General features: G+C 71.4%; 21 protein-coding genes. 7 read left to right on the top strand and 14 right to left on the bottom strand.

Annotated elements, in window-relative coordinates; all coding sequences use genetic code 11:
• The first annotated feature begins 69 nt into the window (after positions 1–69).
• From OG758_RS13935 to OG758_RS13920, 4 genes are all read left to right on the top strand, one after another.
• Positions 70–501 carry a hypothetical protein gene (locus OG758_RS13935; RefSeq protein ID WP_326710294.1) on the top strand — a complete coding sequence of 144 codons (432 nt, stop codon included), beginning with the start codon at positions 70–72 and terminating at the stop codon, positions 499–501.
• 124 nt (positions 502–625) lie between these two features.
• A complete protein-coding gene (locus OG758_RS13930) occupies positions 626–2,740 on the top strand; it encodes a phage holin family protein (RefSeq protein WP_326710293.1) in 2,115 nt (704 codons plus the stop codon).
• An 86-nt stretch (positions 2,741–2,826) separates the two neighbouring features.
• Positions 2,827–4,212: an amino acid permease gene (locus tag OG758_RS13925; protein ID WP_326715904.1), complete on the top strand. Its 1,386-nt coding sequence runs from the start codon at positions 2,827–2,829 to the stop codon at positions 4,210–4,212.
• 93 nt (positions 4,213–4,305) lie between these two features.
• Positions 4,306–4,731 carry an OsmC family peroxiredoxin gene (locus tag OG758_RS13920; RefSeq protein WP_326710292.1) on the top strand — a complete coding sequence of 142 codons (426 nt, stop codon included), beginning with the start codon at positions 4,306–4,308 and terminating at the stop codon, positions 4,729–4,731.
• A gap of 127 nt (positions 4,732–4,858) precedes the next feature.
• On the opposite strand, the gene OG758_RS13915 is transcribed toward OG758_RS13920, so the two are convergent.
• Positions 4,859–5,719 carry a helix-turn-helix domain-containing protein gene (locus OG758_RS13915; protein WP_326710291.1) on the bottom strand — a complete coding sequence of 287 codons (861 nt, stop codon included), beginning with the start codon at positions 5,717–5,719 and terminating at the stop codon, positions 4,859–4,861.
• Between the two features lie 161 nt (positions 5,720–5,880).
• A complete protein-coding gene (locus tag OG758_RS13910; protein WP_326710290.1) occupies positions 5,881–6,696 on the bottom strand; it encodes a helix-turn-helix domain-containing protein in 816 nt (271 codons plus the stop codon).
• 84 nt (positions 6,697–6,780) lie between these two features.
• Between OG758_RS13910 and OG758_RS13905 the strand changes: the two genes are divergently transcribed.
• Positions 6,781–7,086, top strand: coding sequence for a 4a-hydroxytetrahydrobiopterin dehydratase (locus OG758_RS13905; RefSeq protein ID WP_326710289.1), 306 nt, complete (start codon positions 6,781–6,783; stop codon positions 7,084–7,086).
• Between the two features lie 6 nt (positions 7,087–7,092).
• Positions 7,093–7,806 (top strand): class I SAM-dependent methyltransferase, encoded by a 714-nt coding sequence (locus OG758_RS13900; RefSeq protein WP_326710288.1) that lies wholly within the window; start codon positions 7,093–7,095, stop codon positions 7,804–7,806.
• A gap of 7 nt (positions 7,807–7,813) precedes the next feature.
• Here the strand turns inward: OG758_RS13900 and OG758_RS13895 are convergent, their stop codons facing one another.
• From OG758_RS13895 to OG758_RS13865, 7 genes are all read right to left on the bottom strand, one after another.
• Entirely contained in the window at positions 7,814–8,035 is a 222-nt protein-coding gene (locus tag OG758_RS13895; RefSeq protein WP_326710287.1) for a hypothetical protein, read from the bottom strand.
• Positions 8,036–8,143: 108 nt separating this feature from the next.
• The gene (locus OG758_RS13890) at positions 8,144–9,016 is read right to left on the bottom strand and encodes an aldo/keto reductase (protein WP_326710286.1); all 873 of its coding nucleotides are present in this window, start codon (positions 9,014–9,016) and stop codon (positions 8,144–8,146) included.
• A 68-nt stretch (positions 9,017–9,084) separates the two neighbouring features.
• Positions 9,085–9,870 carry an ABC transporter ATP-binding protein gene (locus OG758_RS13885; RefSeq protein WP_326710285.1) on the bottom strand — a complete coding sequence of 262 codons (786 nt, stop codon included), beginning with the start codon at positions 9,868–9,870 and terminating at the stop codon, positions 9,085–9,087.
• The gene (locus OG758_RS13880) at positions 9,867–12,590 is read right to left on the bottom strand and encodes an ABC transporter permease subunit (RefSeq protein WP_326710284.1); all 2,724 of its coding nucleotides are present in this window, start codon (positions 12,588–12,590) and stop codon (positions 9,867–9,869) included. Before OG758_RS13880 ends, OG758_RS13885 begins: the two co-directional genes overlap by 4 nt.
• Before the next feature lie 12 nt (positions 12,591–12,602).
• A complete protein-coding gene (locus tag OG758_RS13875) occupies positions 12,603–13,859 on the bottom strand; it encodes an ABC transporter substrate-binding protein (protein ID WP_326710283.1) in 1,257 nt (418 codons plus the stop codon).
• 155 nt (positions 13,860–14,014) lie between these two features.
• Positions 14,015–15,841 carry an AMP-dependent synthetase/ligase gene (locus OG758_RS13870; protein ID WP_326710282.1) on the bottom strand — a complete coding sequence of 609 codons (1,827 nt, stop codon included), beginning with the start codon at positions 15,839–15,841 and terminating at the stop codon, positions 14,015–14,017.
• 343 nt (positions 15,842–16,184) lie between these two features.
• Positions 16,185–17,054: a LysR substrate-binding domain-containing protein gene (locus OG758_RS13865; RefSeq protein ID WP_326710281.1), complete on the bottom strand. Its 870-nt coding sequence runs from the start codon at positions 17,052–17,054 to the stop codon at positions 16,185–16,187.
• A 132-nt stretch (positions 17,055–17,186) separates the two neighbouring features.
• Between OG758_RS13865 and OG758_RS13860 the strand changes: the two genes are divergently transcribed.
• Complete coding sequence (locus tag OG758_RS13860) at positions 17,187–18,227, top strand: bile acid:sodium symporter family protein (RefSeq protein WP_326710280.1); 1,041 nt, start codon at positions 17,187–17,189, stop codon at positions 18,225–18,227.
• Here OG758_RS13860 and OG758_RS13855 read toward each other — a convergent pair.
• The 5 genes from OG758_RS13855 to OG758_RS13835 form a co-directional block, all read right to left on the bottom strand.
• Positions 18,163–19,413, bottom strand: a complete 1,251-nt coding sequence (locus OG758_RS13855; protein WP_405655162.1) for a DUF4185 domain-containing protein — start codon at positions 19,411–19,413, stop codon at positions 18,163–18,165. The two genes, OG758_RS13860 and OG758_RS13855, sit on opposite strands and share 65 nt — an antisense overlap.
• A 10-nt stretch (positions 19,414–19,423) precedes the next feature.
• Positions 19,424–21,325 carry an exo-alpha-sialidase gene (locus OG758_RS13850; RefSeq protein WP_326710279.1) on the bottom strand — a complete coding sequence of 634 codons (1,902 nt, stop codon included), beginning with the start codon at positions 21,323–21,325 and terminating at the stop codon, positions 19,424–19,426.
• 374 nt (positions 21,326–21,699) lie between these two features.
• Positions 21,700–22,548 (bottom strand): formate dehydrogenase accessory sulfurtransferase FdhD, encoded by an 849-nt coding sequence (gene fdhD / locus OG758_RS13845; RefSeq protein ID WP_326710278.1) that lies wholly within the window; start codon positions 22,546–22,548, stop codon positions 21,700–21,702.
• Between the two features lie 7 nt (positions 22,549–22,555).
• A complete protein-coding gene (locus OG758_RS13840; protein ID WP_326715902.1) occupies positions 22,556–23,416 on the bottom strand; it encodes a 2Fe-2S iron-sulfur cluster-binding protein in 861 nt (286 codons plus the stop codon).
• Positions 23,417–23,589: 173 nt separating this feature from the next.
• Positions 23,590–24,567 (bottom strand): 2-dehydropantoate 2-reductase, encoded by a 978-nt coding sequence (locus tag OG758_RS13835; protein WP_326710277.1) that lies wholly within the window; start codon positions 24,565–24,567, stop codon positions 23,590–23,592.
• Positions 24,568–24,677 lie beyond the last annotated feature (110 nt).

Raw genomic sequence — 24,677 nt, 5'->3', positions numbered from 1 at the left:
CGTGCGACTCCCCCCGAGCCTAAGGGCAGGAGTAGGGTCGTCGGGGAGACCGGAGGTGAGGGGGACACCATGGGTGAACCGGCGGAAGAGACGGCGGCCGGCGCGGTCCGCGTCACGGCGATCGCCAGTCTGACCCCGCTGGAGGAGCTGGACGCCGACCCCTTCCTCGTGGACTCGCGCAGCCAGCACGCGATGTGCGCCCGCTGGGCCGCCGACCGGGGCTACGTCGTGACCAGAGAACTCCTCGTCCACTCACTGCGCTCCGACCACGACGTGCTGTGGGTGGACGTCGACGCGGGCCTCGTCGACCTGTTCGTCGCCCCGAGCGACCGGGTCCTGCGGGCCGCGCTGCGCTCGGTCGACGAGTTCACGGCCGAGTGCGAGCGCCGCGGTGTCCGCCTGGAGACCGCGGGTCTCGTGGAGCCGTCGTACGACGCGGAGATGAAGAAGCGCGTCCACCGCCGCATGTCGATGCCGACGGCCGGTTACGACGGCTGCTGAGCAGGCACCCCGCGCGTCCCGCGCCGGGCATTTGTGTTCGCAGTCAGGGGAAAACCCGGACGTATCGCGCTCATATGACACGCTTGGCCCGGGGTCGACCAGACGGCGAGAGGGTGAGCGGGGCGTGGGTGAGGGGCGTTGGCGGCGGTTCGCCGGCACATGGTGGCGGTCGATCGCCGTGTGGGCGGTCAGCACCGTCACGATGCTCGTGCTCGCCGGGATCCTGCCGGACTTCCAGCTCCAGTCGGACAACGGTGACAGCGCCACCCGCATCGCCGTCACCGCCGCGCTCGGCGCGGGCGCCTTCGGCATCCTGTCCGCGCTGGTGTGGCCGCTCCTCGTGCGCGCCCTGCTTCTGGTGCCCGCGCTCGTCCTCGGCCTCGTCGTCTTCTTCCTCAACGGCGGCCTGCTGCTCTTCGCCCTGGCCCTCGTCCCCGACGGCCGGGGCGAGGCCAACCCCGAGACCGCCGTCGTCGTCGCCGCCGTCATGTCCGCGGTCGCGTCCGCCACCGGGGGAGCCCTCGCCGTACGCGACGACGACGCCTACCGCCGCCGCCTCTACCGCCTCGCCGACCGGCGCCGCCGCAGAGGGAGCGCCGGAGCCGGACCGTCCACCCCCGGCACGGTCTTCCTCCAGCTCGACGGCGTCGGCCACGACGTCCTGCGCTACGCCGTGGACCGGGGTGTGATGCCCACCGTCGGCGCGTGGCTCGGCTCCGGCACCCACCGCCTCACCCCCTGGCGCACCGACTGGTCCAGCCAGACGGGCGCCAGTCAGCTCGGCATCCTGCACGGCAGCAACTACGACGTGCCCGCGTTCCGCTGGTACGAGAAGGACACCCGCGAGATCCAGGTCTCCAACCGGCCCACCAGCGCCGCCGAACTCCAGCGCCGCGCCATCGAGCACACCGGCGACGGCGGACTCCTCACCCTGGACGGCGCCAGCCGCGGCAACCTCTTCAGCGGAGGCGCCGAACAGGTCGCCCTCGTGCTGTCCGTCGCGGCTCGCCGCGGCAAGGAGAACCGCTCGCGGGCCGGCTACTTCGCCTACTTCAGCGACCCAGCGAACGCCGTGCGCACCGCCCTGTCCTTCGTCGCCGAGGTCGGCCGCGAGATCGGCCAGTCCACCCGGGCCCGCCTGACCCGCCGGCGTCCCCGCGTCGGCCGCGGCGGGCTCTACCCGTTCATCCGCGCGTTCGCGACCGTCGTGGAGCGGGACGTCGTCGTCGCCGCGGTCATCGGCGACATGCTCGCGGGCCGCAGCGCCGTCTACGCCGACCTCGTCGCGTACGACGAGGTCGCCCACCACTCCGGGCCCGTCAGCCACGACGCCGAGAAGGTCCTCGCGCGCCTCGACCGCTCCCTCGCGCTGCTCGCGAAGGTCGCCGAGCACGCCCCGCGCCCGTACCGGATCGTCGTCCTGTCCGATCACGGGCAGAGCCCCGGCGAGACGTTCCGCGCCCGCTACGGGCTCGGCCTCCAGGACCTCGTCCGGGCGGGCTGCGGCCTGCCCGTGCCGCGCCGTGCCCGGCGTACCCACAGTGGCGCCGAGGCCCGCGCCGCAGTCAGGGCCGCGCTGCGCAGGCCCGTCGAGGAGGGTGACGAGAAGCACCGCCCGGCGTCGCGCCGCTCCGAGCCGATCGTGCTCGCCTCCGGCAACCTCGGCCTGGTCTCCTTCCCGGACGTGCCGCACCGCATGAGCAAGGAGGAGATCGACGCCCGCCACCCGGCGCTCCTCACGACCCTCGCCAACCACCCCGGCATCGGCTTCCTGCTGGTGCGCAGCGAGGAGCACGGCGCCGTCGTCCTCGGCGCGCGCGGCGCCGAGATCCCCCTGGCCGACCTCGACGGGCGCCCGGGTCCCCTGGCCGACTTCGGTGCCCACGCCGCCGACGCGGTCCGCCGCACCGACTCCTTCCCGCACACCGCCGACATCATGGTGAACTCCTGGTACGACCCGGCCGAGGGCGAAGTGCTCGCCTTCGAGGAGCAGATCGGCTCCCACGGAGGGCTCGGCGGCGCCCAGGGCCACCCGTTCCTGCTCGCCCCGGAGGCCTTCTCGCCGCCGGTCGCGAAGGGCGTGGAACTGGTGGGTGCCCAGCAGGTGCACCACGTGCTCCGCCGCTGGCTGCGAGAGGGCAGCGGTCCTCAGGTGCCGCTGGACGAATCCCGGCACGAGCCCGCCCCCGACGCATCATTTACGGCCGCGACAGTCACTCCGCAGGACGATTCCGCCTGATTTTGAACGATGTGTGCCGAGGGTCGACCATGGGACGTCGCCCGGCGATCCCGGTCGGCGCCCGCACGAGAGAGGCGCACCACCCCATGCCCCACACCGGAACCGTGACGAAGCCGGCTCCGGCCCCGCAGCACGAAGAGCTCCCCAGCAAGCACGCCCGCCGCTTCGGGCTCCCCATCGCCACCGCCCTCGTGATGGGCAACATCATCGGCGGCGGCATCTTCCTGCTCCCGGCCTCCGTCGCCCCCTTCGGCACCATCAGCCTCGTCGCCTTCGGTGTCCTCACCGTCGGAGCCATCGCGCTCGCGCTCGTCTTCGGCCGCCTCGCCCGCCGCCATCCCCGGACCGGCGGACCGTACGTCTACGCGCGCGAGGCGTTCGGCGACTTCGCCGGGTTCCTGGCCTCCTGGTCGTACTGGATCACCACCTGGGTGTCGAATGCGGCCCTCGCCGTGGCCGCCGTCGGCTACCTCGACGTGCTCCTGCCCATCCACGGCTCCCGGTTCTGGACCATCGTCGCCGCGCTCACCGTCCAGTGGCTGCCCGCCCTCGCCAACCTCGCGGGCACCCGCTACGTCGGCGCGGTGCAGCTCGTGTCGACGGTCCTGAAGTTCGCGCCGCTGCTCCTCGTGGCCGTCGGCGGCCTGTTCTTCTTCCACGCCGACAACCTCGGACCGTTCCGGGCGAGCGGCGACTCCGCGCTCGGCGCCGTCTCCGCGTCCGCCGCGATCCTCCTCTTCAGCTACCTCGGCGTCGAGTCCGCCTCGGTCAGCGCCGGCGAGGTCCGCGACCCCGAGCGCAACGTGGGCCGCGCCACCGTCCTCGGCACGGGACTCGCCGCCCTCCTCTACCTGCTGTGCACGGTCGCCGTCTTCGGGACCGTCGCCCACGACCGGCTCGTCGACTCCAGCGCGCCCCTCTCCGACGCCGTCAACGCCATGTTCGGCGGCACCTGGGGCGGCACCGCCGTGGCGATCGCCGCGATCGTCTCCATGCTCGGCGCCCTGAACGGCTGGACACTCCTGAGCGCCCAGACCCCGTACGCCGCCGCCAAGGACGGCCTGTTCCCCGCGGTGTTCACCAAGAAGAAGCGCGGCACCCCGACCGTCGGCGTCCTCGTCGCCGTCACCCTCGCCTCGATCCTGACGGTCTACAACTACACGGCGGGCTCGGCCGGGGTCTTCGAGACCCTCGTCCTGGTCACCACGTTCACCGCGACCGTCCCCTACCTCCTCGCGACCGCCGCCCAGATCTACTTCCTGCTGTCCGGGCAGGGCCACCGCGTCAGCGGCCCGCGCCTGGCCCGCGACATGGTGCTCGCCCTCGCCGCGTTCGGCTTCTCCCTCTGGCTGGTCGGCGGCGCCGGATACGCGGCCGTCTACCAGGGCGTCCTGTTCCTCTTCGTCGGAGTCCTCGTCTACGCGTGGATGGCGGCCCGCAAGAAGCGCGTCGCCGGGGACACCACCGACTGATCCGTGCCCCGTGCGCATTCCGGCCATAAGCGGTCCGGGTGTGGTCGGATGGTGCCCAACGCCCCAACCGGCACCCGACTGAAGGGAATCACCGTGGCTACCACGCGCTCCGCGCACACCGTGTGGGAAGGCGATCTGCTCAAGGGGAGCGGCGTCGTCACCTTCGACTCGTCCGGCATCGGCCAGCAGGCCGTGTCCTGGCCCTCCCGCGCCGAGCAGGCCAACGGCAAGACCAGCCCGGAGGAGCTGATCGCCGCCGCGCACTCCAGCTGCTTCTCGATGGCCCTGTCCAACGGCCTGACGACCGGCGGCAACCCGCCCACCAAGCTCGTCACCTCCGCGGACGTCACGTTCCAGCCGGGTGAGGGCATCACCGGAATTCACCTCACGGTGGAGGGCACGGTGCCCGGGCTCGACGAGGCCGGATTCGCCGCGGCGGCCGAGGACGCCAAGAAGAACTGCCCGGTGAGCCAGGCGCTCACCGGCACCACGATCACCCTCACGGCAAAGCTCGCCTGAGGGCGCACGCGCAGCCTTCATGTGCCGCGGTCCCGCAGAGACGGGCCCGCGGCACTGCTGTCACCACACGTCGGCCGTCACCACGCGTCGCGGTTCCGGCGCCTCGGCGGTCACCACGCGTCGTATGTCAGAGCTGGGCGCGCTTCTTCCGCAGCAGCTCCACCGTGCGCTCGGCGGACGCCGCGTGCGCCGCGATGTGGTCGAGCACCTCCAGATGGGTGCCCACCTCGGCCCGGCCGTCCAGATAGAGCGCGCCCGTGACGTACTCGCTGAAGACCATGTCCGGCAGCTCGCGCACCGGGAACCGGAACAGCGTGAACGGGCCGAACGTCCCCGGGTGCGGGCCCGCCGCGAACTCGGCTATCTGGAGCGTCACTTGAGGCAGCTCGGCCGCCTCGATGAGCCGGTCGAGCTGATTGCGCAGCACCTTGGGGCCGCCGGGCGGCCGGCGCAGCACGGTCTCGTCCATCACGACCCACAGATGAGGCGCGTCCTCACGGGTCAGCAGCGCCTGCCGGGCCATCCGCAGCGTCACATGGCGTTCCAGGTCATCGGGCTGCGTGCGGCCGACGGTGCCCGCGTCCAGGACGGCCCGCGCGTACTCCTCGGTCTGCAGCAGCCCCGGCACGAAGTGCGGCTCGTACGACCTGATGAGCCCGGCCGCGCTCTCCAGGCTCACGTACAGGCTGAACCAGTCGGGCAGGATGTCGTGGAACCGCTGCCACCAGCCCGGCAGATTCGCCTCCTCGGCGAGACCGACGAAGGCCTCGGCCTCCTGCTCCGGCACCCCGTACAGCTCCAGGAGCATCTGTACGTACGGGATCTTGAGGGCGACCTCCGCGGTCTCCATGCGGCGTATCGTGGCGCCGGTGACGCGCAGCGCGCGGGCGGCCTCGTCGCGGGTGAGCCCGGCCGACTCCCGCAGTTCCCGCAGGCGTCTGCCCAGAACCACCTGACCCACGGTCGGCGCGGGCCGCCGTTCACTCACGTCACGTCTCCCCACGTGCCGGGCGGCGAGCGGATTCGGGAGCCGGTGCGCTCCCAGCCGCGGCACTGCGCGCACTGAACATGTGCGCGAGCCGCGTGAACGGTACCAGTGCGATGAGTGGCCTGCCCACTACCGCGTGGATCCCGCTACGAGGTCCCCGACTACGGCGCGAGCGACCGCAGATACTTCACCGTCGCCGGGTCGGCGGGCAGGAACGTCTCGATCGCCAGCTCGGCCACCGTCACGTCCATCGGGGTGTTGAAGGTCGAGATCGACGACACGAACGACAGGACCTGCCCGTCGTGCTCGATCACCATCGGCAGCGCGAAGTACGGCACCGCCTCGCCGACCTCCCCACCGCCGTCGCCCCCGTCCCTGTCCGCCACCGGATACGCCTTGACCTCGTCGTACACCGCGCGCAGCGCTTCCGAGCGGTCCAGCGCGATCTGCCGCTCCATCTGCGCCAGGAGATGTCCCCGCCACTCGCGCAGGTTCCGGATCCGCGGCGCGAGGCCCTCCGGGTGCAGGGTGAGCCGCATCGCGTTGAGCGGCGGGGTCAGCAGCGACTCGGGAATCCCCTCCATCAGCATCGCGATGCCCCGATTGGCGGCGACCACCGTGTACGTCGCGTCGACGACCAGCGCCGGATACGGCTCGTAGCCGTGCAGGAGCCGGTCCAGGCCCTCCCGCAGCGCCCCCATCGACGGGTCGTCGAACGGGGTCTCCGCGAACCGTGGCGCGTAACCCGCCGCGAGCAGCAGCGCGTTGCGCTCCCGCACCGGCACGTCCAGATGCTCCGCGAGCCGCAGGACGAGCTCCTCGCTCGGCCGTGACCTGCCCGTCTCCACGAAGCTGAGATGCCGGGCGGACGAATCGGCGCGCAGGGCGAGCTCCAGCTGGCTCACCCGCCGCCGTTCCCGCCATTCCCGCAGCAGAGGACCGATTCCGGACTGGCGAGCACGCGTGGCAGTCGACATGCCACGACCGTAGCCGAGGGGCGCGCGGAGCCACCCCTGTGGGACGCTGGAACTCCTCGCACATCACAGGGAAAGGACCTGGTCATGCCCTTGGAGCCGCTGTCCCAGAAGGAGATCGAGGACCGTCTCGCCGAGCTGCCCGGTTGGAGCGTGGCCGATGACAGACTCACCCGCACCTACCGCCTGGCCAACCATTTCGCGGCCACGGCCCTCGTCATGCACATCGCGCAGATCCAGGACGAGCTCGACCACCACTCCGACCTGACCCTCGGCTACAACACGGTCGACGTGTCCGTGAACACCCACAGCGTGGGCGGCGCCCTCACCCACCTCGACTTCGGCCTCGCCCATCGCGTCCAGGAGATCGCCCCCAGCCACGGCGTGAGGTGACCGCCGGTGCTGGACTACGACAAGGAAGCCGCGGTCTACGACGAGACCCGCGGCGGCATACCCCGCGCCCGGTCCGCCGCCGAGGCCGTGCTCCGCCTTGTGCCGCCGACCGCCCGCACCCTCCTCGACCTGGCCTGCGGCACGGGGCTCGTCACGATGCGGCTCACCAGGCCGGGCCTGCGCGCCGTCGGCATCGACCTCGCCCCCGGCATGCTCCGCGCCGCGGCGCCCCGCCTCGACGGCGCCGTCATCCGCGGCGACAGCCGCCAACTCCCGTTCCGCAGCGCCTCCGTGGACGTCGTGGCCGTGATCTGGCTGCTGCATCTGCTGCCCGACGCGCGCCCCGTCATAGCCGAGGCCGCCCGCGTCCTGCGGCCCGGCGGCGTTCTGGTGACCACCGTAGACAAGGCCGCCGCCCACGACGTGGGCAGTGACATCGACACCCTCGTGGCCCCCTATCGCGGCCGCCTCCCCTCCGACGCGGCCGCACGGGTCGCCTCCCACGCCGCCGGCCACGGGCTGCGGCCGAGCGGCGAGGCCCGCTTCCCCGGACACGGCCAGGGCCGCACCCCGAGGCGCCTCGCCGACGACGTGCGGCGCGGCAGGATCTACAGAGCCGGCGGAGCGGCGCTCGCCGACCGCCTCGCCGCGCTCCCCGACCCCGAAGTCCCGCGCCCGGAGCCGGAGTTCACCGTTCACTCCTTCACTCGGCACACCTGACGCGAGATCAGTGAGCGGCGTCCACCGACGGCGGGTCAGGGGCGACGGGTGAACGCCATCGTCCAGTTCGACAGCATGTGTCGCCGCCGTCCACCGAGAAGAACTGCTCCCAGTGCGCCGTCGTCACCGAGATCCCCGACCACACGAACCGCACCCGGACGTCCTTGCCGTCATGCGTGTCGTCGCCCTCGAAGACGCCCCGCCCGTCCCTGTCGAAACGGCCGGTCACACGGTCAAAGCCCTCGGCGACCTCTACGGCCGCGCTTGATGCCCCGTCTCACGCACTTGTGCCCCGCCTCCGGACCTCGGGGCACACGAAGCCGTACGCGTGACGCGGTCAGGCCACGTCGAACGTCGCCGGGTCGGGACCCAGGCGACGGTCCTCGTTCAGCGCGCTGATCGCCGCGATGTCCTCGATGTCCAGCTCGAAGTCGAACACGTCGATGTTCTCCACGATCCGTGACGGCGTCACGGACTTGGGGATCACGACATTGCCGAGCTGGACGTGCCAGCGCAGCACGATCTGAGCCGGCGTGCGCCCGTGCTTCTGGGCGATCGCGACGATCGCCGGGACCTCGAGAAGGCCCTTGCCCTGACCCAGCGGCGACCAGGCCTCGGTGGCGATGCCCTGCTCCGCGTGGAACTCGCGCGCGGCGCGCTGCTGGAGATGCGGGTGCAGCTCGATCTGGTTGACCGCCGGGATGATGGACGTCTCGCCGAGGAGGCGCTCCAGGTGCTCCGGAAGGAAGTTGGAGACACCGATGGCCTTGGCGCGGCCGTCCGCGTAGATCTTCTCGAGGGCCTTGTACGTGTCGACGTAGCTGTCCTTCGAGGGCAGCGGCCAGTGGATCAGGAACAGATCGAGGTAGTCGAGGCCCAGCTTGTCGAGGGAGGCGTCGAAGGCGCGCAGCGTCGCGTCGTAACCCTGGTCGGCGTTCCACAGCTTCGTGGTGACGAAGAGCTTCTCGCGGGCGATGCCGGAGGCGGCGACGGCCTTGCCGGTGCCCTCCTCGTTGCCGTAGATCGCGGCGGTGTCGATGCTGCGGTACCCGGCCTCCAGGGCCGTCGCGACAGCCTTCTCGGCCTCGGCGTCCGGCACCTGCCAGACGCCGAAACCGAGCTGGGGCATCTCGACGCCGTTGTTCAGGACGATCGGGGGGACCTTGCTCACGAGCTCTCGATCCTTCGCGTTGTCGGTTGGTACTCCCATCGTCAACGATCACGGCCCGGAGCGCATTCCCGTTCACAGCGTGTTCACGGGTGCGCCCCGGGCCCCGCTCACCCGGCCGGACCGAGATAGGCGTCCCGTACGGCCGGGTCGGCACGGACCGCCGCCGGGGTGCCCTCGGCCAGCACGGTCCCGAGGTCGAGCACGACTATGCGGGAGCAGAGGTCCATGACGAAGGCGACGTTGTGCTCGACGAGGAGCACGGCGCAGCCCTGTTGGTCTGACAGATGACGGATGACGGATTTCAGCTGACAGATTTCATCATCTGTCATTCCTGACGCGGGCTCGTCGAGCAGCACCACCCGCGCCCCCTCCACCCCCGCCCGGGCCAGTTCCACCATGCGTGCCTGGCCTACCGGGAGCGCCCCCGCGTACTCCCCGGCCAGCGCGTCGAGGCCGCACGCGTGCAGCATCGACGACGCCTGCTCGCGACGCCGGCGCTCGTACGTCCGTCTGGTCGGCGCCGCCAGCAGATCGGCGGCGAGCCCGCCCCCGCCGCCCCGCCACTCCTGCGCCACCAGCAGGTTGTCCGCGACCGTGAGCTGGCCGAAGAGCTGCTGGCGCTGGAACGTGCGGCGCATCCCGTGGCGGGCCCGCCACACGGGGGAGCGGCGCGTGATGTCCTCGCCGTCCAGGAGGACGCGGCCCTCGTCGGGGCGCCGGATGCCGGAGACGACGTCGAAGAAGGTGGTCTTGCCTGCGCCGTTCGGGCCGATGAGGCCGCACACCTCGCCGGCGCGCAGCGTCATGCCGACCCCGTCGAGCGCGTGGATCCCGCCGAAACGGACGCCGACTCCGGCCGCTTCGAGCACGGGTCCCCCGGTGGTCCCGGTCATGGCCGCACCGCCCCTTCCTCTTCCGCGTCCTGCGCCGTGCCCGGTCCGCTCGCGGCGAGCCCCAGGTAGGCCTCGGTGAGCCGGTCGGCCCGCACTTCGGCGCGCGGGCCGCACCACGAGACGCGGCCCCGGTCGAGATACGCGACGGTGTCGGCGACGCCGAGGATCTCGGTGGCCTTCTCCTCGACGAGGAGCAGCCCTGTTCCGGCGTCGCGGAGTTCGGTGAGCAGCCGGAACACGTCCTCGACGATGCGCGGCGCGAGACCGAGGGACGGCTCGTCGGCGATGAGGACCCGGGGCGGCTCCTGGAGGAGCGGGGCGAGGGCGAGCAGCTGCTGTTCACCGCCGGAGAGTGCGCCCGCGGTGACGTTGCGGCGGGCGGCGAGCCCGGCGAAGCGCTCGTACACGGCCTCGCGCGCGTGCTTGTCGGGGAGGTGCAGGGTGAGGTTCTCCTCGATGGTGAGGGCGGGGAAGATGCCGCGTCCTTCGGGGGCGAGGAGTACGCCGGCCCGCGCCCGGCGGACGGGGCCCTCGCGTGTGACGTCCCGCCCGGCGACGTACACCTGCCCCCGCAGGGGTGTGAGGAGTCCGGCGGCGGTACGGCACGTCGTGGACTTCCCGGCGCCGTTGGGGCCGAGGAGGGCGACGATCTCGCCGGGGTGCACGGTGATGCGGACTCCGTGCAGGACGGGCGCGCCGTCGTATCCGGCGTGCAGGCCGCGCAGTTCGAGGGCCGGCGGGGTGCCGCTTTCGGGGGCGGGCGTGGGGGCCGGGCCCGTTGCTTCGGAGGTAGTGACTCCTGCCCCCGTCTTCGTACTTCTGCGTCTGTGCCGTCGTACGGAGATCGCCGCGCAGTAGCCGTCCGGGTCGTTGGCGAGTGCGAGGCCCGCCAGGCCGAACAGGACGACCGGGAGATGGACGGAGTCCGTGACGTGGTCCGCGACGAGGTGCGGCACGATCGCGTAGACGAGGCCCGCTACGACCGCGAACTGCGGGCGCCGTACCCCTGCCGCGACGACCACCGCGAGCCAGATCAGACCCGTCATCGCGGTGAAGTCGGTAGCGGTGATGCGGGTGTTGTACGACGCGTACATCACGCCCCCGAAGCCCGCGAGGCCGGCCGAGAGGGTGAAGAGGAGGAGTTTGGTGCGGATGACGGAGACTCCGGAGGCCATCGCTGCGGCGGGCGCCGAGCGCACGGCGAGCATCGCGCGGCCCGAGGGGGAGTTGCGCAGTGCGCCGAGGGCGGCCACGGCGGCTGCGCACAGGACGACCATCGCGACGCCCATCGCCCGGTCGTCGCTCAGGTCGACGGGTCCGAAGACGGGGCGCGGGATTTCCCAGCCGGTGTCGCCGTTCCTCAACCAGCCCATCTGGAAAAGGACTTGGTCGGCGAGGAAGGCGAGGGCGAGTGTGGCGAGGGCGAGGGTGCGGCCGCCGAGGCGCAGCGCGGGCAGTGCCACGAGCGCCCCGAGGACGGCCGCGACGCAGGTGCCCACGAGCGCCGCCGCGATGAACGGCCAGCCGTGGCTCATCAGGAGCCCGGCCACGAGCGCCGCGCCGGTGACGAAGGTGGCCTGCGCGAGGGACACCATCGCGCCGAGCCCCGTCACGACGGTGAAGGAGACGAAGACGAGCGAGAGGGCGAGGCCCTGGGCGAGGATGCCGCTCCAGAACGGGGTCGTCACGGTGTAGAAGGCGGCCGCGAGCAGCGCGGCGGCCACCGCCCACGGGCCCCATTTCCGTGCCCAGGGGCGGCCCGCGAGGTAGTCGACGGGCGGGGCGTCGGCGGCGGCCGTCCCCGCCATGCGCTGTCGCCGGGTGAGCAGCAGCAGTCCGGCGAAGAGGATCAGGAACGGGACGGCGGTGCGGAACCCCGTGACGCGTTCGGCGAAGGAGGAGTAGCCGGCGACGAGGTTCTGCAGGACTCCGAGGCCGAGTCCGCCCGCGAAGGCGAGGGGTACGGAGGCGAAGCGCCCGAGGACCGCGGCGGTCGCCGACACGAACAGGAACAGGGTGAAGTCGTGTGCGGACAGGCCGAGCAGCGGGGTAGCGAGGACGCCGGCGAGGCCCGCGAGCCCGGACGACAGCATCCACGCCACGGTGGAGAGCCGGTCGGCGCTCATGCCGCGCAGTTCGACGAGTGAGCGGTTGTCGACGGCGGCCCGCAGGCGCAGGCCGAGGGTGGTGTGGCGCATCAGGATCCACAGGCCGAGCGCGACCGTGGCGGTCGCCACCCATGTGATCAGCTGGTCGGAGTCGATGCCGACGCCGTCCATCAGCTGCCAGTTCTTCGCGGGGCTCGGGCCTACGCCCGGCAGCCCGAACTGGTTCTCGGCGGGCTTGACGGACACGCCCGCGTCGTCGAGCAGTTCCACCACCCACAGGCCGAGCGCGGGCAGTGCGACGAGGAGGCCGATGGTCGCGACGATCTGCGCGGTCTCGCCGACGCGCGCCAGCTTGCGGAACATCAGCCTGTCAAGTCCCCAGCCCAGCAAGGGAGATGCGACACAGACGAGGAGGAGCGCGGTCGGTACGGCGGGCCAGCCGAGGCCGGAGTGCAGTTCGTAGAAAGCGAGCGCGCACAGGTAGGCGGTGGCGCCATGGGCGAAGTTGAAGAGGCCGGAGGCCGAGTACGACAGGACGAGGCCGGTGGCGAGGAGCGCGTACAGCGCACCCGACACGAGCCCGCTCAGCACGAAGGCCAGCAGGTCGGACATGCGGGGCGCCCCCTACTTGAACGGGATGGGCTCGTAGCACTTGAAGGGTGACGAGACGTGGTACGCCCCGTTCTTGAGCTGGACGAGGGCGCCGCAGCCGAACGACTCCTTCTGTCCCTTGGGCAGGGCGCGGTCGCCGACCATGGTGCCGGTGTCGGAGAACCCGTTCGCGGCCTTCTGGAAGGAGGCGACGGTGAGGTTCCGGCCCGCTTTCTGCGCGATGGAGAGGAACAGGTCGGCGGACATGTAGCCGGTCATCATGTGCATGTTGAGGGGCACGTCCTTTCCGCCCGACGCCTTCTTGATGTCCGCCTTGAACTGCTTCATCGTCGCCGAGCGCGTCTCGAAGGGCTCGAAGGTGAGCAGGATGTGCACCCCGTCGAGTGCCTCCTTCGTGGCGCTCTTGGCGAGCAGCCCCGGGTCGTAGTCGGTCGGGTCGGTGAGGACGCCGCGGTACCCGGAGCGCTTGACGGCGGTGAACAGGCCGATGTTGTACGGGGTCTGCATGACGGAGACGACGATGTCGGGCGCCTTGCCGCCGTCGCTGCGCAGGATCTCCTTGGTGTACGCCGACCAGTCGCTCGGCACCGAGGTCGCGGGCACGGACGACTTGGCGAAGGTGACCTTGTATCCGGCGGACGCGAAGCTCTGCTTGTAGGTGCGGATGGCGAAGGTGCCCGCGTCGTTGTCGTTGGCGAGGATGGCGACGGTCTTCCCCTTGGCGCCGTGCGTGACCTGCTTGAGGCCCTCGGGCCAGGTCTGCGAGATGGTGCCGCCGGGCATCGGGACCATGCAGCCGCCGAAGCCGTAGATGTAGGTGGGTCCGCAGAAGGACGGGATGGTGCCCCAGCCGAACGTGGGGACCTTCTGCTTCTGGAGGAAGTCGGCGCCGGAGAAGGTGACCGAACTCATCGGCGAGATCGCGAACACCTTGTCCTGCTGGACGAGTTTGCGGGCCGCGGCGAGGTTCTTGGCCGGGTCCTGGCCGTCGTCCTCCGCACCCAGGTAGTCGATCTTCCTGCCGTTGATCCCGCCTTCGGCGTCGGCACGGGCGAAGCGGGCCCTCGCGCCGAGGTCGGTGTCCTTCTTGCTGTAGCCGCTGGCGGTCGTCATGGAGACGATGCCGCCGACCTTGATGGCGTCATCCGTCACTCCGCGTACCGAACTCCCCTTGCTGTCAGGGGAGTTGCCGGTTGCGGCGGAGTTGCAGGCGGTGGCGAGCAGCAGTGCCGCCACAGTGGCGGTGATGGCGCGGACATTTCGCGACACGATGGGCCCCCTCCGTCGGGTGAGGGTGATTCTGTGCGCGACCTGATGAACCGTCAATAACTGACGCATCGGTAATTGATGAACCGTCAGAAACGGCTCACGCCCGGGTCAGGGCCTTGTGGCGGGGTTACCGTCGGGAACGTACCGGCGCGCGATCAGCCCCGGTACAGCGCCTCGACCTCCTCCGCGTACGCCGTCTCGATCGCCTTCCGCTTCAGCTTCAGGGACGGTGTGAGCAGCCCGTGCTCCTCGGTGAACTGGTAGGCCAGTATCCGGAACGTACGGATCGACTCGGCCTGCGAGACCAGGGTGTTGGCCGCCACGACGGCCCTGCGCACCTCGGTCTCCAGGTCCGGGTCGTGGACCAGCTGGGCGGGCTTCAGCGGCGGCTTGCCCCGCATGCCCAGCCAGTGCTCGACGGCCTCGGCCTCCAGCGTGACGAGCGCGGCGATGTACGGGCGGTCGTTGCCGACGACGATGCACTGGGCGACCAGCGGATGGTCGCGCACCCGTTCCTCCAGCTGCTGCGGCGAGACGCTCTTGCCGCCGGAGGTCACGAGGATCTCCTTCTTGCGGCCGGTGATCGTCAGGTAGCCGTCGTCGTCCAGCGAGCCGAGGTCGCCGGTGGCCAGCCAGCCGTCGTGCAGGGTGGCGTCGGTGGACTTGGGGTCGTTGAGGTACCCCTGGAACACATTGCCGCCGTACAGCCAGATCTCGCCGTCGTCGGCGATGTGGACCGTCGTGCCGGGGATGGCCTGGCCGACCGTGCCGTAGCGGGTCTGCTCCGGCGGGTTCGCGGTCGCCGCGGCCGTGGACTCGGTGAGGCCGTAGCCCTCGTAGATCGTGACGCCGGCGCCCGCGAAGAACAGGCCGAGGCGGCGGTCCATGCCCGAGCCGCCCGACATGGCGTGCCGCACCCGGCCGCCCATCGCCTCGCGGACCTTGGAGTAGACGAGCTTGTCGAAGATCGAGTGCTGCATGCGCAGCGACGCGGACGGTCCGGGGCCGGTGCCGAACGCCTTGGCCTCCTGTGCGTCCGCGTACTTGACGGCGCACTCGACGGCCTTGTCGAACGGCCCCGACTTGCCGTCCTTCTCGGCCTTGCGACGGGCCGCGTTGAAGACCTTCTCGAAGATGTACGGCACGGCGAGGATGAACGTCGGCCGGAACGACTGCAGGTCGGGCAGCAGGGCCGCCGCATTGAGCTGCGGCTGGTGGCCGAGCTTCACGCCGCCGCGGATCGTGGCGATCTGCACCATGCGCCCGAAGACGTGCGCGAGCGGCAGGAACAGCAAGGTCGAGGCCTCGTCGCCGCGCTTGGAGTGGAACACCGGCTCCCAGCGGGTGATCATCGTGTCCGCCTCGAACATGAAGTTCGCGTGGCTGATGACGCAGCCCTTGGGGCGGCCCGTGGTGCCCGAGGTGTAGATGATTGTGGCGATCGCGTCGGGGGTGACGGCGCGCCGGTGACGGTGCACCACCTCGTCGTCGATGTGCGCGCCGGACTCGATGAGATAGGGGACGGGATCGGCGTCCAGCTGCCACATCCGGTTGAGCGTGGGCAGGCGGCCGATGACGGTGGCGATCGTCATCGCGTGGTCCTCGTGCTCCACCATCGCGGCCGACACCTGAGCGTCGTGCAGGGTCCAGAAGACCTGCTCGGCGGAGGCGGTGGGGTAGATCGGCACGACCTGGGCGCCGATCGTCCACAGCGCGAAGTCGAAGAGGGTCCACTCGTAGCGGGTCCTCGACATGATTGCGACGCGGTCGCCGAAGCGGACGCCCTGCGCGAGCAGCCCCTTGGCCAGCCCGAGCACTTCGTCACGGAATTCGGCGGCCGTCACGTCCTGCCAGCGGCCCGCATCGTCCTTGCGGCCGAGCGCGACGCGCAGCGGATCCTCGAGGGCATGGTCGAACACAGCGTCGGCCAGGCCGCCCACCGGCGGCGCCGACGCCAGAGGAGGATTGGTGAACTCGCGCATGTTGCTCCTTGTGGCGCTCCGCACAGCGCCGGTGACGGTACCCCACCGCGCGCCCCGGCGGGAGGGGTCCAAATGGGCCGGAGCGCGCGGAATATGCACTGGTCAGCCGGTGAAATACGGCCACAAGGGGAAGGGCGGGACAGAATTCTTACGGTTCAGTAAGTTTCGGTGGCGTAATCTCCACGGAATCTGTACGGGGTGGTTACCGGGGGTCCGCTGAGGGCTTTTTGGGCGGACTGGTCGCTTCCGATTTCTCCACGGACGGTTCACGACCATCCCTGGCGGCGGCCGACGCGGTCGCTCCCTGCGGACGGCGGGCCCGCCCTGCGGCGGGCGAAAGACCCTAATGGCTGCGGTGCAGCCGGTCGCCCCCGTCGAGGATCGCCTGGGCCAGCGCCTGCGCCGCGTCGCCCTGGGCGCTGGCGTGCCGCGGCCCGTGCAGCAGGACGAAGTCCACCTCGCCCAGCTCCGGCAGCCCCGCCCGCTCCGGTACGCGGACCAGGCCGGGCGGGATCAGGCCACGCGAGTGCGCCATCACGCCGAGGCCCGCCCTGGCCGCCGCGATCAGGCCGTTGAGGCTGCCGCTGGTGCACGCCACCCGCCAGGCGCGGCCGTGCCGCTCCAGGGCTTCGAGGGCCAGGGCCCGCGAGATGCCCGGCGGCGGGTACACGATGAGCGGCACCGGACGGTCCGGGTCCAGGCGCAGCCGCTCGGCGCCGATCCACACCAGCCGGTCGTGCCACACGGACTCGCCGCGCGGGTCCTCCGGGCGCCGCTTGGCGAGGACCAGGTCGAGCTTGCCCGCGTCGAGCTGCTCGTGCAGCGTCCCGGAAAGCTCGACCGTCAGCTCCAGGTCCACCTCCGGGTGGTCGTGCCGGAACGCCTCCAGGATCTCGGTGAGCCGGGTCAGGACGAAGTCCTCCGACGCCCCGAAGCGCAGCCGCCCCCGCAGCCGCGTGCCCGTGAAGAACGCCGACGCCTGCTCGTGCACCTCCAGGATCCGGCGCGCGAAACCGAGCATCGCCTCGCCGTCCTCCGTGAGCTCCACGGTGTGCGTGTCCCGCGTGAACAGGGTCCGCCCCGTGGCGTCCTCCAGGCGCCGCACATGCTGGCTGACCGTGGACTGGCGCAGGCCGAGGCGGCGGGCGGCCTGCGTGAAGCTCAGCGTCTGGGCCACCGCGAGGAACGTACGCAGCTGCGAGGGGTCGTACATGTCCCCGACCCTACCCGTGCTCATCGCGAAACGTGATGACAGTCAGTGCGGTATGCAGGATTCCCGATCGCGGTGATCAGGAGGACGATGGAGAGGGCACGACCTGAACCGACAGCAAGGAACATGGAACCCGTGAAACGCCTGACTTGGCCGTCCTGGATGCCGGTCGACCCCTACATCATGGCGCTCATAGGGACGGTGGGCCTCGCGGCGCTCCTGCCCGCGCGTGGCGGTGCGGCCGATGTCGCGTCCGGCGCCTCGACCACCGCCGTCGCGTTCCTCTTCTTCCTCTACGGGGCGCGCCTGTCGACCCGCGAGGCGCTCGACGGGCTCAGGCACTGGCGGCTCCATGTGACCGTCCTCGCCGCCACGTTCGTCGTCTTCCCGCTCCTCGGCCTCGCGGCCCGCGGCCTCGTCCCCGTGATGCTCACGCCGTCCCTCTACGACGGGCTGCTCTTCCTCACCCTCGTCCCCTCGACGATCCAGTCGTCGATCGCCTTCACCTCGATGGCCCGCGGCAACGTGCCCGCGGCGATCTGCGCGGGGTCCTTCTCCTCGCTCGCCGGCATCGTCATCACGCCGCTGCTCGCGGCGGGGCTGCTCGGCAACAGCGGCGGCGGGTTCTCCGCGGACTCGCTCGTCAAGATCGTGCTGCAGCTGCTCGTGCCGTTCCTCGCCGGGCAGTTCCTGCGCCGCTGGGTCGGCTCCTTCATCACGCGGCACAAGAAGGTCCTGAGCTACGTGGACCGCGGCTCGATCCTGCTCGTCGTCTACACCGCGTTCAGCGAGGGCATGGTCCAGGGCATCTGGCACCAGGTCAGCGCCGTGCGCCTGGGCGGGCTCCTCGTCGTCGAGGCGGTGCTGCTCGCCGTGATGCTGGCGGTCACCTGGTACGGCGGCAAGGCGCTCGGCTTCGGGCGTGAGGACAGCATCGCGATCCAGTTCGCCGGGTCGAAGAAGTCCCTGGCGGCCGGACTGCCCATGGCGAGCGTCCTGTTCGGGGCGCACGCGTCCCTCGCCGTGCTGCCGCTGATGCTGTTCCATCAGATGCAGCTGATGGTGTGCGCCGTGATCGCCAAGCGCCGGGCGCTCGACCCCCTGGAGCAGGTCAGCGCAGGGGAGCGAGCCGCAGAGCCACGAACCGCGGCCGGTACAGCGACACGTTCCCGCTGACCTGCGCCTGCGCGGTGGCGGGCGCCGCGTCCAGCCAGTTGACGTCGTAGCTGAGCAGCAGACGCCCGTCACCACCCCCGAGCGCGGGGTGCGCCTGCGGGTTGTACGCGGCCGTGCCCTGCGGGAGCGCCCCGTCCCGCGGCAGCGGCGCATCGAAGCCCTTCGCGGGGCCGTGCCAGGGCCCGGTCGGCGTACATGCCCAGTAAGAGGAGACACGGGTCAGGCCCGCGGTCCCGGCGGCCATCGTGAACAGGACGTAGGTACCGCCGTCGCGCACGACGGTGAACGCGCTGCCGACCCCGCGCCGTTCACTGTCGCCGAGGACCGGCCGTGGCCGTGGAGCCCGCGTCCAGTCCGAGCCGTCCCAGTAGCGCCACGCCCCCGGCTCGGCGAGCCGGCCGTGCGGCACCCGCGCGACATAGGCGTGGCGCGTGGCCCCCTGCCCGTCGTCACCGCCGAACACATACGTCCATCCGCCCCGGTCGAGCGCCGTCGTGCCGAACAGGACGCGCCGCGCCGGGTCCGGCACACCCCGCTGGTCGAGGACCGTGACGACGCTCTCCACGCGCAGGCCGGGCAGCGACAGCGTGGCGACCTCGGTGGCGGCGGGCATGCCGTAGATCCAGGGACCCGTCCCCGTCGTACGGGTCCACAGCAGGACGCGGACGACCTGCTCGGCGGAGCCGGGGGAGCGGGGCTCGACGCGGGCCGCGACGGGCCAGCGCCACTGCTGCGGCGCCGGGTCGGGGAACAGGGGCGCGGGGAGCGTGCGTTCCAGGGCGCCCGAACGGCCCATCACCACGGCCGAGTTGCGCACCAACGGCGCCGAGATGTCCCGCCAGGCGTGGGGCCGGCCCGCCGGGTTGGGCGGCGCGTGCACCTGCCCGAGATAGGTGTCGGAGAACAGCCACAGGACCCGCCCGTCCGGGAGCCGCGCCGAGTGCGTGCCGTCGCCGCCGGTCCAGTCGTCGCCCCGCGACGCGTCGTCGCCGTAGCGGGCGAACGCGCCCGTGAGGCCGGGGTCGGCGGACCACGAGGCGACGGTGCGCGCCGCGCACGGGCGACCGCCCTCCCGGTCGTCGTCCGGGAGGGTGGTCAGCAGCGCGGCGGCGCACACCAGGGCCAGCAGCAGGCCGATCCCCGCCCTCATGCTCCTGCGGCGCACCGCCTCCGTGTCCGCGGGCACCTTTCGGACGCTAGTGGCCGCCGCGTACGCGGTCCATGGGCAGCCACAGGACGGTGTCAGGGGTCACAGTGGTGATCGGGGTGTCGAGCTCCTCGTCGCTCAGCGCCCGGTCGTGGACGCGGACGTCGTCGATCGCGCCGGTGAAGTGTGCCCGGCTGTCCATCCGTTCGCCCACGTGCACGCCGAACGGCGAGTTACGGCTGACGGAGCCCGGCACGTCGGGCGTACCGACCGACGTCCCGTCGACGGTGAGCGTCAGCTGTCCTCCGCCGCGCCGCAGTACGGCGTGGTGCCACTGGCCGTCGTTGTACGCGGCGGTGGTGCGCACCGAGGCCGTTCGCGGGGCCGCGGCTCCGTCCCGCGTGGTGATCAGGCCCGTGATGCGGTTGCTCGCGGGCTCGGCGCGCAGCCACACCTGCGGCTGCGTGGTGCCGATGCCGCCCATCCACAGCAGGGGCTGCTCACCGGTCGTGGCGGAGTAGCGGAACCACAGCGACGCGGTGAAGTCCTTAGTGCCGAGCGGCAGCCGGTCGCTGTACGGGAGCCGTACGGCGTCGTCCGTGCCGTCGAAGGAGAGCGCCCCGCCGAAGCGGCCGGCGGTCGGGGAGGCGCCGCCGAGCACGGCCGCGTCGCGCGCGTGGCGGGCCCGGTCCTCCGTCGTCGGGTCGGCGCCGCGGCGTGGCGTCAGCCAGCGCTCGGTGAAGCGAGCGAAGCGGATCTCGTCGCGGGCGTCGACCGCGCCGCCCTCGTACATGAGGCCCACCTGGTCGCGGGTCGCCTGCACGAGGTCCGAGTAGCCGGACCAGTCGGTCGTCACCACGGTCGAGCGGTCGAAGCTGTCCCAGGTCCGCCCGCCGTCGTACGAGGAACGGACGGTCATGGTCCGGCGCCGGTCGGGGTCGCCGGGGCAGGCCAGCAGGAGCCGGTTGCCGGCGCGCAGGACCGAACCCTGCACCTGCGGGGTGTAGAGGTCGGGGATCGCCGTGAAGCGCCGCGTGAACGAGTCGCCGCCGTCCCGGCTCCACGTGTGTGTGCGGTGACCGAGGTCGGTGCCGTCCTGCTCGCGCCCCGACACGTACAGGGTGCCGCCGGGCAGTTCGGCGACGGTCATCTCGGACGGCTTCTGCCGGAAGGTGCCGTCGTCCGCGATCGGCCAGGAGTCCTTCGCGCCGACCCGCCAGTGGCTGCCGCCGTCGTCGCTGACCATGAGCGCGGCGTGGTTCGCGGTGACGCGACTGCCGTTCCAGGTCTCGGCGTTGACGGTGAAGACGAGCCGGCCGCGGTGGCGCCCCTGGGTGAGCTGGATGCCGTGCACGGGTCCGGTCGCGTACCAGGAGTTCCAGTCCTTCGGCAGGATCTCGTCGCTCAGGTCGCGCGGCGCCGACCAGGTGCGGCCGTCGTCGTCGCTGTACTGGAGGTGCGGGGTGCGGTCGCACGGCACGTCGCAGTTCTTCCCGTCCGTGCGGCCGGTGTTGTACGTCTCCGCGAGCAGGATGCGGCCCGTCCTGAGGTCGACCACGGGGGCGGGGTTGCCGTGGGTGTCACCTGCGCCCTCGTTGACGACCTGGAGCGGGCTCCAGGTCCGGCCGCCGTCCTCGGACCGCTTGACGACGATGTCTATGTCGCCCGCGTCGGAACAGTCGTTCGTCCGCCCCTCGGCGAAGGCGAGCAGCGTCCCCTGCTTCGTCTTCACGACGGCGGGAATGCGATAGCAGGCGTACCCGGGATCCTGGGAAGCCTTGAAGAGGACCTGTTGCTCGAACGGCGGTTGCGTCGCGGCTGCTCGGGCCGCCTGCGCCGCGCCGGCCGGTTCGGCGGCGTGCGCGGGCAGTGCGGCTCCCGCGGCGACGGCGAGCAGCGCGACGACGGATGTGCCCAGGGATCTCAGACGTACGCGGAGACTTGACGGCATGGTGCGGCCACCCTTTCAACGGCTCATGTCAAGGCTGATGTCACGGCTCATGCGTCTGGACATCCAGACATCCCACGTCCAATGTCCGGATCACAGACGCTACTTGGGACGCTCGGCACGCCACAAGCACCGTGCATCAGGGGATCAGGACGACCTTGCCGAGATGGGCTCGGCCCAGGTCTCGGCGCCGTAGATCATCACGTCGTCGGCGCGCGGCGGAGCGCGCCGCGTTCATGGACATGCTGGGGCGGATATCCGGCGAGCCGGGCACGTAGGAAACAGTGATGCCGGGGCGTCGGCGCGTGGGGCCCGGCCGGCGCAGGGGGCGCTCCCCGCCGGATCCGGGCCCCGTCGCCGTGCCGCGGGGAATCCGGTCAGCCCTGGGCGGCCGCGGCCCGCAGGGCGATGCGGTGTTCTCCCGCGTACACGTTCATGTTGGGCCCGCGCAGGAAGCCGACCAGCGTGAGGCCGGTCTCGGCGGCCAGGTCGACCGCGAGCGACGACGGCGCGGACACGGCCGCGAGGACCGGGATGCCCGCCATCACCGCCTTCTGCGCGAGCTCGAAGGAGGCGCGGCCCGAGACGAGCAGGATCGCGCGCGAAAGCGGAAGACCGCCGCTCTGGAGGGCGCGCCCGACGAGCTTGTCCACCGCGTTGTGCCGGCCCACGTCCTCGCGGATGTCGAGCAGTTCCCCGGCCTCCGAGAACAGCGCCGCGGCGTGCAGACCCCCGGTCCGGTCGAAGACCCGCTGGGCCTCGCGCAGCCGGTCGGGGAGGCTCGCCAGGAGCGAGGGCTCGATCCGGACCGGGGGAGTGTCGTCGATCGCGAACCGGGTCTGCGTACGCACCGCGTCCAGGCTCGCCTTCCCGCACAGGCCGCACGACGACGTCGTGTACACGTTGCGTTCGAGCGTGATGTCGGGCAGCACCACACCGGGAGCGGTCCGCACGTCCACGACGTTGTACGTATTCGACCCGTCCTGAGTAGCCCCCGCGCAGTACACGATGCTCTGCAGTTCCTCCGTCGCGCCGAGGACGCCCTCGCTGACCAGGAACCCCGCCGCGAGCGCGAAGTCGTCGCCCGGGGTGCGCATCGTGATGGCGAGGGGCTTGCCGTTGAGCCGGATCTCAAGCGGCTCCTCGGCGACGAGCGTGTCGGGCCTGTTGGAGACCTGCCCGTCCCGGATGCGGAGCACCTTGCGTCGTTCCGTGACTCGTCCCATGTGTCGATCAGTCCCGGTTCTGTACGTGCTGATAGCCGAAGCGGCCCTTGATGCAGAGGTTGCCGTGGGTCACCGGGTTGTCGTGCGGCGAGGTGACCTTGACGATCTCATTGTCCTGCACATGGAGAGTGAGGTTGCAGCCCACTCCGCAGTACGCGCACACCGTCGTCGTCTCCGTCCGCTCGGCCTCGTTCCAGGTGCCCGCGGCCCGCATGTCGAACTCCGACTTGAAGGACAGCGCGCCCGTCGGGCACACCTCGACGCAGTTGCCGCAGTACACGCACGCCGAGTCCGTCAGCGGCGCGTCGTGCTCCACGGCGATCCTGGCGTCGAAGCCACGCCCCACGACCGAGATGGCGAACGTGTTCTGCCACTGGTCACCGCACGCGTCGACGCACTTGTAGCAGAGGATGCACTTGTCGTAGTCCCGGACGTACAGGTCGTTGTCGACGCGCGGCTCCTCGTCGACACGCGCCGCGTCCGGTCCGAACCGGTCGGGCTTCGCCTCGTACTCCTTGATCCACTCGGCGGCGCGCGGCGTCGTCGACAGGTTCACGGACGACGCGAGCAGTTCGAGGACGACCTTGCGGCTGTGCCGGGCCCGCTCCGTGTCCGTGCGCACCTCCATCCCCGCCTCGGCCTTGCGCGAGCACGCCGGGGCGAGGGTGCGGGCGCCCTCGACCTCGACGACACAGACCCGGCACGCGTTCTTCGGTGTGAGGGTGTCGCCCTGGCACAGCGTCGGGATGTCCTTGCCCGCGGCCCGGCAGGCGTCCAGGATCGTCGACCCCTCGGGCACCCGCGCCTCCTGCCCGTCCAGCGTGAACTCGACGAGGCGGCGCGGCACTCCCAGCGGTATGGCGGTCATTCGTACGCCCCCAGGCGGTCGATGGCCGTGCGCCTCCTTGGTGCGCCGGAACCCGTCCGCCGCCCGGGCGAGCGTCTCGTCCCAGGTGGCGGGGCGGAAGGGCTCGTCGCGTGAGTCCCGGACGAGGGGATGGGTGAGGCGGGTGTATGTCTTCGGGGTGCGGTCCCGCTTCTTCATGCCGCGCTCCTCATGCGGTCGGCGAGCAGATCCGAGATGGCGTGGACGGTGCGGAGCGTCGGGACCGGGACGCCGGTGATCTCCGCGAGTTCCACGACGGCCGCGAGCAGCACGTCGAGTTCGAGCGGTTTGCCGCGCTCCAGGTCCTGGAGTGTCGAGGTGCGGTGGTCGCCGACGCGCTCGGCCCCGGCCAGGCGCCGTTCGACGGAGATGTCCGGCCGGCAGCCCAGTGCCCCGGCGACGGCGAGCGTCTCGGTCATCATGATCTCGATGACCCGGCGCGTGCCGCCGTGCAGACACATCTGCCGCATGGTCGCCCGGGACAGCGCACTGATCGGGTTGAACGAGATGTTGCCGAGCAGCTTGATCCAGATGTCACCGCGCAGCTCGGGTTCGACCGGGCACTTGAGGCCCCCGGCGTGCATCGCCTGGCTGAACGCGAGGCACCGGTCCGACACCGAGCGGTCGGGCTCCCCGATGGAGAATCTGGTTCCTTCGAGGTGGCGTACGACGCCGGGGCCTTCGAGCTCCGTCGCCGCGTAGACGACACAGCCGATGGCCCGCTCGGGCGCGAGCACCGCACTGACCGCGCCGTCCGGGTCCACGCTCTCGATGCGTTGCCCGTCGTGCGGGCCGCCGTGCCGGTGGAAGTACCACCAGGGGATGCCGTTCTGGGCCGCGATCACGGCCGTCGAGCTGTGCAGCAGCGGCTCGATGAGCGGCCCGCACGCCGCGTACGAGTTCGCCTTGAGGCCGAGGAAGACATAGTCGACCGGGCCGATCCCCGAGGGGTCGTCGGTCGCGTGGGCCCGGGCGGTGAAGTCACCGCGGGGGCTGCGTACTTGGACGCCGTGCTGCCTCATGGCCGCGAGGTGCGGTCCACGGGCTACGAGATGCACGTCGGCGCCGGCGCGGTGCAGCGCGGCTCCGACGTAGGCGCCGATCGCACCGGCGCCGAGGACTGCGACTTTCACGATGGCGAGCTCCGTTCGGTCGAGGGCTCCTGCTCTCACGGGAGGAGAGTGCGGAGGACCGTCGGACTGTCGATGGAATATTGTCTACAGTGTGGAAGATGGGCCGACAA

Source organism: Streptomyces sp. NBC_01474, assembly GCF_035918215.1.
Classification (GTDB): domain Bacteria; phylum Actinomycetota; class Actinomycetes; order Streptomycetales; family Streptomycetaceae; genus Streptomyces; species Streptomyces aureus.
Note: the sequence above shows the minus strand (reverse complement) of the source record. Positions and strands in the feature narration are given on the sequence as shown.